This window comes from Tardiphaga sp. (assembly GCF_041424195.1).
In the GTDB taxonomy this organism is placed as follows: domain Bacteria; phylum Pseudomonadota; class Alphaproteobacteria; order Rhizobiales; family Xanthobacteraceae; genus Tardiphaga.
In genome coordinates, this window is sequence record NZ_JBGMOE010000044.1 from 78,490 (window position 1) to 89,847 (window position 11,358).

Consider the following 11,358-nt stretch of genomic DNA (forward strand, 5'->3'; position numbering starts at 1 on the left):
AGTAGCTAAAAGGTGCATCCCGCGTCTGGCCGGTTCCCGCCGGCATTTCGCTGCAACGCACACATTCGTAACGTCCGGTATAGATGGACTATCGACATCCACTGTCAAGAGACTTATCTACTGAACGGTAGAAAACTTTGGAGAGCCCGTCGTGGCACTGGGACGTCCTCGTGAATTCGATACCGACACAGCCCTCGACCTCGCGCTGCACGTGTTCTGGCGCAAGGGTTACGAAGGCGCGTCGATGACCGACCTCACCGAAGCCATGGGCATCACCAAGCCCAGTCTCTATGCCGCGTTCGGCAACAAGGAAGATCTGTTCCGCAAGGCGCTGGATCGCTACGTCGATGGCCCCGGCGGTTATTTCCGCACCGGCCTGGAGAAGCCCACGGCCCGCGAAGCGGTCCAGCATATCCTGTACGAGTCCGTCGAAGCGGTGACCGATCCCAAGAATCCCGGCTGTCTCGCGGTCCAGGGCGCGCTCTGCTGCGGTGACGCCGCGGAGACGATCAAGCAGGAACTGACGGCGCGCCGCTCGAAGAGCGAGGACGATCTGCGCATTCGCTTCACACGCGCCATCGCCGAAGGCGATCTGCCAGCCGATGCGGATGCCGGCGATCTCGCGCGCTACGTGTCGGCCATCCTGCAGGGCATGGCCGTGCAAGCCGCAGGCGGCGCACCGCGCGAGCAATTGCGAAAACTCGCCGACATGGCCATGCGCAGCTGGCCTCCGATCTAGGCCGTCCTCCCGCATTCGCGCCGAGATCGCCCAGTCAGCGTATTTTCGGCTGACAGCCGTTCCATCGAATCGCCTCTCGACAGTTTGATGACCGAGACGCGCAATGCTGCCTCCCCCGCAAGGCGGTCGCCAAATCGCTGAGGTCGTGACACATCTCCTGATATTGCATCGCAATATTTCCGCTCAGGAGAATACCCATCCGACTTTCCCTTCCTATTCTCGCGCTGGCTGCGGCTTCCTTCGGCATCGGCACGACTGAATTCGTCATCATGGGCCTGCTGCCGGACGTCGCGCGCAGCCTGTCCGTGACCATTCCGCAGGCCGGCTATCTCGTCTCGGGTTACGCCATGGGCGTCGTGATCGGCGCACCGATCGTGGCGATGGCGACCGCGGGCATCCCGCGCAAGACGGCTCTCCTCGCGCTGATGACATTGTTCACCATCGGCAATCTCGGCTGCGCCCTTGCGCCGGATTACTGGCTGCTGATGCTGGCGCGTGTGGTCACGGCTTTCGCCCATGGCGCCTTCTTCGGAATTGGCGCCGTCGTTGCCAGCAATCTGGTGCCACGTGAGCAGCGCACGCAAGCAGTGTCATTGATGTTCGCGGGCCTGACGCTGGCCACTGTGCTGGGCGTTCCGTTCGGCACAGCCCTCGGACAGGCCGCAGGCTGGCGCGCGGCGTTCTGGGCCGTGGTGGCGATCGGCATCATCGCGTTCCTCGCAATCACGCGTTTCGTTCCATCGGGCATGCCGGGCACACGCGGCGGACTGGCGAAAGAGTTTCGCGCGCTCGGCCGCTGGCCGGTGCTGCTGCCGATGCTCATTTCGACCATCGCGTCGGTCAGCATGTTCAGCCTCTTCACCTACATCACACCGCTGCTCGAAGAGGTCACCGGGCTCACGCCGCATGGCGTCACGGGGGCATTGCTGGCGATCGGCGTCGGTCTCACCATCGGCAATCTGATCGGCGGTCGCCTAGCGGACCGCAACCTGCTCTCGACCATCATCGGCGCCTTCATTTGCCTCGTCGTCGTGCTCGGCGCACTTGCGCTTGTGGTGCACATGGCGCTCCCGACGCTGGTGCTGCTGATCCTGTGGGGCGGCATCGCCTTCGCGCTGGTCTCGCCGCTGCAGATCTGGGTGGTCGATGCGGCCACGGATGCGCCGAACCTGGCCTCGACCCTGAACCAGGGCGCATTCAATCTCGGCAACGCCACCGGCGCATGGATCGGCGGCGTCGCTCTCAATGCCGGCATGCATTATGCGCAGCTGCCGCTGCTCGCAGCGCTCGTCGCCATGGTCGGGCTTGGGCTCACGCTGAGCAGTCTCATTGACCGCCGGATCTTGCCGGCGCAGATCAGTCCGGCAGAATAGAGCATGATCTCGAAAAGTGGATGCCGGTTTTCGGATAAGATCATGCTCCGGCAGAGATAAATGCCGCGACCGCATAGGCATTTTTCGCATTTTCAAGGAATCGATTTTGGCCCTCAGGCGCGACAGTTTCGCCTTCACCGCCTTTCTGGGCACATTGACCGCACTGCCACCGCTATCCATCGACATGGGATTGCCGGGCCTTCCGGCGATCGAGGCGAGTTTCGCTGACGCCGCGGGACGTGGGCCGCTGACGCTCAGCCTGTTCCTGGCGGGCTTTGCGATCTCACCTCTGATTTGCGGTCCCTTGGCTGACCGCTTCGGGCGTCGCGCAACCCTGCTGGATGGGCTGCTGCTGTTCTCGATCGCGGCCGGTGCCTGCGCGCTCGCGCCGTCCTTCACCGTGCTGCTTGCGTTTCGATTGCTGCAGGGCCTCGCCGCGGGCGCCTGTGCCATCCTGCCGATTGCCATCGTTCGTGATCTCTTCCAGCACGCCGTCGCACGGCAGAAATTATCGCAGATCGCCGCGGTGCTCGGCATCGCACCGATGATGGCGCCGGTGCTGGGCGGCTGGGTCATGGCGGTGAGCGACTGGCGGAGCATCTATGCCGTGCAGGCTGCCATCGGCTTGGCCCTCCTCATCGTCGGCGGCTTCGGTCTTGCGGAATCTCAGCCGGTGGAGAACCGCCGCTCCCTCAATCCGCGGCAGCTCGCCGAGAGCTATCGCTTCGTTCTCGGCGACCGCGGCTTTGTCGGTTATGCCCTGCTCTATGCCTGCGCTTTCGCCTGCATGTTCGCTTTCATCTCGGGCGCGCCGTCGGTTTTGATCGGCAGCCTTGGCCTGTCGACGACCAGCTTCTCGCTGCTGTTCGGTCTGACCTCCTGCGGCGTGCTGGTGGCATCGCTGATATCAGGGCAACTCAGCCGTCGTCACGTCGCCTCGCGCAAGATCATCGCCTTTGGCCTGCTGGTGATGATCGCGAGCGCCGTTGCAGCACTCGCTCTGGTGCCTGCGGGCGCGGTGACAGTGTTGTCGCTGACGCCGCTGATGGCGCTCACGATCTTTGCCTTCGGCCTGCTCGCGCCGAGCACCAACCACGAAGCCTTGCAGAACCTGCCGCATGTCGCAGGTGCGGCAGCCGGCGTGATGCGATGTACGCAGATGGTCATGGGCGCTTTCGCCAGCGCCATGATCGCCGTTTTCGAGCCTTTCGGACAGCCGGCGCTGGTCATGACCGGATTGATGGCCGGTATGGCGCTCGCCGCCGGCGCGATCTATCTGTGGCTATTGCCCAAGGCCAGTTCCGGGCAGGATCATCGCGCGTAACAGGAGTTGCCCATGAACGGAAAGATCGTCGTCATCACCGGAGCGTCCGGTGCGCTGGGTCAGGTCGTGCTCGAACGCGCCGTCGCAGGCGGAGCAACGGTGGCCGCCATCGACCATTCCGCCAAGACGCCAGCATCAACGCCAGATCGTTTGCAGATCGGCGGCGTCGACCTCTCCGATGCCGCGCAAGCCGACGCAGCCATCGCGGCGGTGATCAAGCAGTTCGGCAAGATCGATGTGCTGATCAATATCGCCGGCGCGTTCGCTTTCGAGAATGTTGCCAACGGCAGCAACAAGAGCTGGGAGACGATGCATCGGCTCAACCTGCTCACCGCCCTCAATGCGTCGCGCGCGGCAATCCCGCATCTGACGTCGTCGAAGGCCGGACGGATCATCAATATCGGTGCGATGGGTGCGCTGCAGGCCGGTGCCGGCATGGGGCCTTACGCCGCCTCGAAGGCTGGCGTGCATCGGCTGACGGAAACGCTCGCCGCCGAGCTGAAGGGCAAGGTCACGGTCAATGCCGTATTGCCTTCGACCATCGATACGCCGGCAAACCGGCGCGACATGGCTACTGCAGATTTTTCGAAATGGGTCACGCCGGATGAACTCGCCAGCGTGATCCTGTTTTTGGCCAGCGATGCGGCGAGTGCGTTGACCGGCGCGCTGCTGCCGGTAAGCGGACGGGTTTAGCCACTATTTGTCCCACGCTCCGCCCTCATCCTGAGGAGCGGCCGCTTGGCCGCGTCTCGAAGGATGATTGCATATCACCAACTCATGGTTCGAGACGCGCGCTAAAGTAGCGCGCTCCTCACCATGAGGTCGGAGCCCAGACTACCCGGCGTTGCCCCAGATCTTTTTCTTCTTGCCGAAAGCCGGCTTGGCAGCTGGCGCACCGCCATCCCGCTTGGCCTTGGCGACGTAAGGCGGCTTGTCCGCGCGTGGTTTCTTTTCGAACTTCGGCTTGCCTTCGTAACGCGTGTCTTCGCTGCGCGGCTTTGCATAAGCCGGCTTGTCGGCGCGCAGCGGATCGTATTTCGGCTTGCCTTCATACTTCGGCTTGTCGTCGAAACGCGGTTTGCCCTCGTAGCGCGGCTTGTCACCCTGATAAGGCTTGTCGCTCTTCGGCTTGTCCTTCCAGGACTTCTCCTTATAGGCACCCTTGTCCTTGAAGTCCGGACGGTCGCCATCGGATCTGAAGCTCGGCTTGCGCGGGCGCTTGTTGGAATAGTCGCGATCTTCCGGCGCCGTGCGGCTCGATGCGACCGCGCCTTCCGGACCGTTCGCCAGCGGCTCGATGTGGATATTGTCTTCCTTGTCCGGACGCTTGATCATGGTAGCGAACTTCTCGGCCGCGGCTGCCGAAATCTCGAATTCCGAATTGCCGTCATAGATCTTGATCGCGCCGATATCCGCCTTCTCGATGCCGCCGCGACGGCAGATCATCGGCAGCAGCCAGCGCGCTTCGGCATTCTTCTGCCGGCCGATGGCGACGCGGAACCACTTGGCGCCCTCGCCCATCGGTTCGCTCTTCTTCGGGGTCTTGCGGACCGGCGCACCTTCCTCGTCCCGGCGACGGCTGCCTGGGCGATCCTCGCGACCGCGGAACGTGCCGGGATCCTGCACATCTTCAGGCGACGGCAGACGCGAACGATACAGCCGCGCCAGCGCCGCTGCGATCTCCTCGGCCGAACGCTCGGCCAGCATCGCGCGTGCCAGCGTCAGATCGTCTTCGGTGGACTCTTCGGTGAACAGCGTGTCCTGCAGCATGCGCTGTTGATCGAGCACCCGGATTTCCTCGACGGTCGGAGCCGATCCCCAGACTGCATCGGTGCCGGCGAGATTGAGCAGCATCTCGGCGCGGCGACGGCGCGACGGCGGCACCAAGAGAACGCTGACGCCCTTGCGGCCAGCGCGGCCGGTACGGCCCGAGCGATGCTGCATCACTTCCGGATCGTTCGGCAGATCGGAGTGAATGACGAGACCGAGATTGGGAAGATCGATGCCGCGCGCAGCCACGTCGGTAGCGACGCAGACACGCGCGCGACCGTCACGCAGCGCCTGCAGCGCATGGGTGCGCTCGTTCTGGGACAGTTCGCCCGAGAGTGCGACAACCGAGAAGCCGCGCTCCAGCAGCACCGTCTGCAGATGGTTCACCGCATTACGCGTGTTGCAGAACACAATGCTGCTCGGCGATTCAAAATAGCGGAGCACGTTGACGACGGCATGTTCGACATCGTTCGGCGAAATCCGGATCGCGCGATATTCGATGTCGGAGTGGCCACCTTCGGTGCCAGCGACTTCGACGCGGAAGGCCTGCTGCTGATATTGCTTGGCCAGATTGGCAATGCCGCGCGGCAGCGTTGCCGAGAACAGCAGCGTGCGACGGGTTGCAGGCGTCGTCTTGAGGATGAACTCCATGTCCTCACGAAAGCCCATGTCGAGCATTTCGTCGGCTTCATCGAGCACCACGGCCTTCAGTTCGGAGACGTCGAGACGGTTGCGACGCAGATGGTCACAGAGGCGGCCAGGCGTACCGACAACGATATGCGCACCTGCCGCCAGTTCGCGCTGCTCCTTGCGCGGATCCATACCGCCCACACAGGAAACGACACGTGCGCCGGCATATTGATAGAGCCAGGTCAGTTCGCCATGCACCTGCAGCGCAAGCTCGCGCGTCGGCGCGACGATCAGCGCCAGCGGCGATCCAGCCTTCGGCAGCTTCTCCGCGCCTTCGAGCAGATTGTCGGCGATCGCCAGACCGTAGGCGACCGTCTTGCCGGAACCTGTCTGCGCCGACACGAGAAGATCGCGGCCAACAGCATCGTCAGCAAGGACGGCGGCCTGGACGGGGGTGGATTCATTGTAGTTGCGCTCAGCCAACGCGCGGGCGAGCGACGGACCAGTCGAAAGAAATGACACAGATATAAACCTTGGTTGCAGCGGACCGCGTCGCGGTCGGACTCATTGGGATCCACGGGATCAATACTTGGGACCAAACGGAAACGAATCTGCCGCCCTTCAGTTGGCGGTCACGTCGGGTCCAGGAGTCCGGTGCGTATCGGGATCGAAGGAGCTTTACGCTGCTTCGCAGCAAAAGGCCAATCATTGCTGCCATGTGCCGGAAAAATCGGGCGATTCGAGGTTAAGCCTCACAGAATTGCGCCAGCACCGGTATTTTGTCGCTCATATTTCACTGTGAGGCTTCGTGGTGCCCTCTTCGGTCTTCAGACCCTCCTGCTTGAAAGGCACCAGGAGCCACAATGTGAGGAACGTGAACAGCGAGATGACGACCGCTACATCGTAAGCACCGAGGCCGACCGCTGCACCGGTCGCGCCGGTGGCCCATAGACTGGCCGCTGTGGCGGTACCGCGCACCGAACCGTTATCCTTCAGAATGGCGCCGCCGCCGATAAAACCCATGCCGGTCATCAGGCCTTCGATGATGCGCGCCGTGCCTTCGGGATGACCATTCAGAACGCCTTCGGTGGCCTGAACAATGCCGCAGGTGGCGAGCGCCACCAGCGGAAAGGTGCGCAGCCCGGCGCTGCGCTCGGCACGCTCGCGATTCCAGCCGATAGGTAGCGCCAGCACATAGGCGATCGACATCGCGGTCAGATGCGGCAACAGATGAAAGCTGTCCGATATTTCCAGAAGGGTCTTCACCGAGGTCTCCGATCGCTCAAAGGGATTGGGCGCCTCGGGTGTCGCCGCGGGCCAACCCGGATAAACTCGGCCGGTGAGTCGCGGTTGCAGCGGCGCATCGTCTCATGAACCTCGACTCGGAAGTTCGATTTTGGAAACCTCGCTCTACCTTCCGGTGAAACGCTTCCTCGAAGGCCTTGGCTTTACCGTCAAAGGCGAGATATCAGGCTGCGATCTTGTGGCGCTGAATGGCGACGATCCGCCGCTCGTTGTGATCGGCGAGCTCAAGCTCAGCTTTAATCTCGAGCTGATCCTGCAGGCTGTCGACCGCGCCGGCGCCTGCGACGAAGTCTGGGTTGCGGCCAAACTCTCCATCCGCGGCAAGGGCCGCGAAAGCGATGCGCGCTACCGCAACCTGTGCCGCAGACTCGGTTTCGGCATGCTGGGAATTACCGAAGCCGGCGGCGTCGAAGTTCTGGTCGCGCCTGCCACCGTCGCACCACGACGCAATCCGAAGAAACGTTCACGCCTGATCACCGAGCACAAGAAACGCCAGGGCGATCCAGCGCTTGGAGGCAGCACGCGCGCCCCGATCATGACGGCCTATCGTCAGCAAGCCTTGGCCTGCGCGGCGATGCTCGTCGTCGGCCCGCGCAAGGTACGTGAGCTCACGCCGGACTATCCGGATGCGCAGAAAATCCTGCATCGCAATGTCTATGGCTGGTTCGAAAGTCCCGCGCGCGGGACTTATGCGCTGACCGATGCAGGCCACGCAGCGCTGAAACGCTGGCCGCAACCCAAACGAGATACCGCCCCGCCCTCCACTTTGTCATAAAGCTACTAAGCGAACTCTTCTCCATTTCTGGGGAACAAGTTTGCATGGCTGCTTTGTCGCAGAAGTTCCATATTGCAATGCAACAATTGCTCCCGTAGGTATCGCAAATCAACACTGAGGCGAGCGATGAGCGAAGACTGGAATACAAAATATGGAACGCGGCGTGTGCGACGCGATCCCCCCACCCTTGAAGAAGCCATCTTCGCCGCGATGGGTATCACCGAGGATCTCGATCAGCAGGCAGAGATCGCTGCGTCGCTGATGGGCATGCCGTTCGACGCCGTGCAGGCCGAAGTGAAGAAGGCCAATCGCTCGACCGGTACGCTGCGCGTGACCCGTGTCATCGCAGGCGAACAAGGTGCTCAGCGTTCGGTGGTCGTGGAGCGTCGCGTGACGCGCAAATTCGGCAACGACAAGCGCATCTGATTTTGAGGGCGCTTACAGCCCTCCCCGCAGACGCAAAAAAGGCCTCGTTCATCACGAGGCCTTTTTCTTTGTCGCAATGTTTTTTGGCTCAGGACGATTTGCCCCATCCCGCCAGCTTGAACCACAGACCCCAATAGGCCCGGTTATAATCGGCGACCGCGCGCGCCACATCCAGCGCCGAAGTCTTCGGCTGCGCCACAACGCCAGCGCCCGTGGGGTCGCGCAGGTCTATGATTCCGGTGGATTCGCCGTGGCGGAATGACAGGTGCGCACCGAACTTGTTGGCCAGTGCACGCATCGCGTCGTTCTGTGCGCCAGTGGTGATGCGCAGCTTGGCGTAGCCCATCGACCGCGCCTTCGCGATCAGCTTGGTGAACAGGATGCTGCCGACGCCCTTGCGGCGCACCAACGCCTCAACGCTGAAGGCGATCTCGGGAAGCGAGTCCGGCGACAGATCGGCCTGATGCAGTTCGGCGGCGCCGCGCACGACGCCATCCTCGAAGTAAACGAGAATGACGGTGCCTGTATTGACGGATTTCTCGGCGTAACGCGCAACCCATTCATCGTCGAGCGAACCGTTGAAGCGATCGCGGCGGCTCTCCCGATCCAGCCTGAGAAGATGGTCGCGGAACAGCGGCAGCTCGCGGGCTGCAAGGACACGCACATGTCCGCGGGCCGGAGCCCTGGTCGAAATAGCGATGGTAGTGGCGGCATCTAACATGGTTCAAATCCTCAAGTTGCCCTCGAGGAAAGGCGTCAATTCCCTAGACACCCCATATTGTGCGTCGCAGCATAAAATACAAGGGCGCTGATGTCGCACCTGCCAGCGCTGTCCGCAGGTAAGCCATGCAATTTTCCCAGGACTAACAAAGTCTTAAGGTGCCAGGCGCCGCCTTACAGCACCAGTTGGGTCTGCGTCACGACGCCCACCAGTCGACCCTCCTCAGTCTCGATCCGGGTCTGCCACACCTGCGTTCTGCGCCCCCGATGAACCGGCGTTGCGATCGCGCGCACGGTGCTTCCAGCTTTCGCCCCGCCTGTGAAATTGGTCTTGCTCTCGATGGTCGTCGTTCCCTTGGCGCCCTCCGGCAGATTGATAACGGTGGCCGCCGCACCAACCGCATCGGCGAGCGCCATCACCGCCCCGCCATGGATCGTATGGCCGAGTGTGCACAGGTCCTCGCGCACCAGCATGGTGGCAACGACGCGCTCCAGATCTGCGTCGGTAAAGGTCACGCCCATCGATACAGAAAATGGCATCGCGAGGCTGTGGATCTTGTCGAGTGGCGTCATGCTGGCATCGTCTCCCTGCAACCTGTCTTACCCATCGTCGTGCGGGCTTGATGAAACTTCACGACACAACACCATGCCGTGACAAGTCCTTTGTTAACAGGCATATCGGCATCATGCGCCACTTCCCGCCACGCCGGATCGTCTGCCTCACGGAAGAGACCGTGGAGACGCTGTATCTGCTCGGCGAACAGGCTCGCATCGTCGGCGTTTCCGGCTATGCGGTACGACCGCCGCAAGTGCGGCGCGAGAAACCGCGGGTGTCTGCGTTCATCTCGGCCGATATGCCGAAGATCCTCACACTCGATCCAGATCTTGTGTTGTGCTTCTCCGATCTGCAGGCCGAGATTGCCGCAGAGCTCATACGCGCCGGCGTTGCCGTCCATGTGTTCAACCAACGCGACATCGCCGGCATTCTGGCGATGATCCGCATGCTCGGCGCCATGGTCGGCGCGAGTGAGCGCGCAAATCAGCTCGCTACGCAGTTTGAGCTGCGACTTTCCAGCGTCAAGGCTGCGACAAACTTGCGGCAGACCAAACCGCGCGTCTATTTCGAGGAATGGGACGATCCGCTGATCACCGGAATCGGCTGGGTGTCCGAACTGATCGAGATTGCCGGCGGTGAAGACGTTTTTCCGCAGATGCGCTTTCAGAAAGCCGCAAAGGATCGCATCGCGATGCCAGCCGACGTGATTGCCGCAGCACCGGACGTGATCCTCGCGTCGTGGTGCGGCAAGAAAGTCGTGCCCGATAAAATCCGGCAGCGTCCGGGCTGGAGCGAGATTCCCGCGATACGCTACAATCGCATCTATGAGATCAAATCGCCGCTGATCCTACAACCAGGACCAGCGGCGTTGACGGATGGACTCGACGCCATCGTCGCGGCGCTGTGGCCGTAACCGGCACGAGCACCGACGGCGTCATCCTGAGATCTTCGCCCCTTACCCCTTTGGGTATTGCAGAAAATAGGCATCTGTCAGCGCGTCTTCGAGCAGCCGGCCTTCCGAATAGGCTTGCAAGGACGCCGGTCGTTCGACACCGGGCAACAGCCGCGGGCAAGGCTCCGGCGCACCAATCACCGTCTTCACCGGAATACGTTCGGCATAGATCGGAAGCTCGTAATCCTCGTCGTCGTCGGCGACGCCCTTGGCGCGGATCTTCGCCGATGCTTCCTCAATCTCCATGGCGATGAACGACGTCGCCTTCATCTCCTGCGCCGTGGTTTCACGCAGACTGGCCGTGCGATCCGGGAAAAACCGGTCGACCATCGCGATGCCCGCCCGCTCCTTCTCGTCGGGATCGGTGACGAGATAGGCATTTCCGAATGCCATCACCGCACGGTAGTCCGCCGAGTGATTGAAGCCGCAGCGTGCCAGCACGAGGCTGTCGAGAAAAGCCACCGTCAGACAGACGCGCTGCTGCGCCGTCTGGTTCTTCAGCATGCGGCTGGCGCTGCTGCCGTGCCAGTAGAGCCTGGTGCCCTCGCGCCAGAAAAAGGTCGGCGTGCAATAGGGCTGACCGTCGATCACATAGGAGACATGGCACATCATCGAGGCATCGAGAATTTTGTGCACGGTCTCGTGGTCGTAAAATCCGCGATCGTGGCGTCGCTTCACGCGGTTGCGCGCTGTGAGCGGATAGGACGACGTGGTGTCGGTTCCCGTCGATTCAGTGGTCTTCAATTCGGCTGTGCTCACGGTAATTCCCTGTCGATTGGCAGTGTTCG

General features: G+C 62.2%; 12 protein-coding genes. 7 read left to right on the plus strand and 5 right to left on the minus strand.

Annotation, left to right across the window (positions count from 1 at the left end; translation table 11 throughout):
* The first annotated feature begins 151 nt into the window (after window positions 1-151).
* The 4 genes from ACEK02_RS06430 (at window position 152) to fabG (ending at window position 4,129) form a co-directional block, all read left to right on the plus strand.
* Entirely contained in the window at window positions 152-739 is a 588-nt protein-coding gene (locus ACEK02_RS06430) for a TetR/AcrR family transcriptional regulator (protein WP_371420969.1), read from the plus strand.
* A 197-nt stretch (window positions 740-936) separates the two neighbouring features.
* Window positions 937-2,112 carry an MFS transporter gene (locus ACEK02_RS06435; RefSeq protein ID WP_371421000.1) on the plus strand — a complete coding sequence of 392 codons (1,176 nt, stop codon included), beginning with the start codon at window positions 937-939 and terminating at the stop codon, window positions 2,110-2,112.
* Window positions 2,113-2,218: 106 nt separating this feature from the next.
* The gene (locus ACEK02_RS06440) at window positions 2,219-3,436 is read left to right on the plus strand and encodes a multidrug effflux MFS transporter (protein WP_371420970.1); all 1,218 of its coding nucleotides are present in this window, start codon (window positions 2,219-2,221) and stop codon (window positions 3,434-3,436) included.
* A gap of 12 nt (window positions 3,437-3,448) precedes the next feature.
* The gene (gene fabG, locus ACEK02_RS06445; protein WP_371420971.1) at window positions 3,449-4,129 is read left to right on the plus strand and encodes a 3-oxoacyl-ACP reductase FabG; all 681 of its coding nucleotides are present in this window, start codon (window positions 3,449-3,451) and stop codon (window positions 4,127-4,129) included.
* Window positions 4,130-4,270: 141 nt separating this feature from the next.
* Here the strand turns inward: fabG and ACEK02_RS06450 are convergent, their stop codons facing one another.
* Together ACEK02_RS06450 and ACEK02_RS06455 are read right to left on the minus strand one after the other, a co-directional pair.
* Window positions 4,271-6,358, minus strand: coding sequence for a DEAD/DEAH box helicase (locus ACEK02_RS06450; RefSeq protein WP_371420972.1), 2,088 nt, complete (start codon window positions 6,356-6,358; stop codon window positions 4,271-4,273).
* A gap of 264 nt (window positions 6,359-6,622) precedes the next feature.
* Window positions 6,623-7,102 (minus strand): MgtC/SapB family protein, encoded by a 480-nt coding sequence (locus ACEK02_RS06455; RefSeq protein ID WP_371420973.1) that lies wholly within the window; start codon window positions 7,100-7,102, stop codon window positions 6,623-6,625.
* A gap of 130 nt (window positions 7,103-7,232) precedes the next feature.
* Between ACEK02_RS06455 and ACEK02_RS06460 the strand changes: the two genes are divergently transcribed.
* Window positions 7,233-7,916 (plus strand): DUF2161 domain-containing phosphodiesterase, encoded by a 684-nt coding sequence (locus ACEK02_RS06460; RefSeq protein WP_371420974.1) that lies wholly within the window; start codon window positions 7,233-7,235, stop codon window positions 7,914-7,916.
* A gap of 126 nt (window positions 7,917-8,042) precedes the next feature.
* Window positions 8,043-8,342, plus strand: coding sequence for a hypothetical protein (locus ACEK02_RS06465; RefSeq protein ID WP_089263988.1), 300 nt, complete (start codon window positions 8,043-8,045; stop codon window positions 8,340-8,342).
* An 88-nt stretch (window positions 8,343-8,430) separates the two neighbouring features.
* On the opposite strand, the gene ACEK02_RS06470 is transcribed toward ACEK02_RS06465, so the two are convergent.
* Entirely contained in the window at window positions 8,431-9,063 is a 633-nt protein-coding gene (locus ACEK02_RS06470; protein WP_371420975.1) for a GNAT family N-acetyltransferase, read from the minus strand.
* A gap of 173 nt (window positions 9,064-9,236) precedes the next feature.
* A complete protein-coding gene (locus ACEK02_RS06475) occupies window positions 9,237-9,635 on the minus strand; it encodes a PaaI family thioesterase (protein WP_371420976.1) in 399 nt (132 codons plus the stop codon).
* Between the two features lie 113 nt (window positions 9,636-9,748).
* Here ACEK02_RS06475 and ACEK02_RS06480 point away from each other — a divergent pair, with 113 nt between their 5' ends.
* Entirely contained in the window at window positions 9,749-10,531 is a 783-nt protein-coding gene (locus ACEK02_RS06480; RefSeq protein WP_371421001.1) for a cobalamin-binding protein, read from the plus strand.
* 42 nt (window positions 10,532-10,573) lie between these two features.
* On the opposite strand, the gene ACEK02_RS06485 is transcribed toward ACEK02_RS06480, so the two are convergent.
* On the minus strand, window positions 10,574-11,329 hold the full coding sequence (locus ACEK02_RS06485) for a pyridoxamine 5'-phosphate oxidase family protein (RefSeq protein ID WP_371420977.1): 756 nt from the start codon (window positions 11,327-11,329) through the stop codon (window positions 10,574-10,576).
* Between the last annotated feature and the right edge of the window lie 29 nt (window positions 11,330-11,358).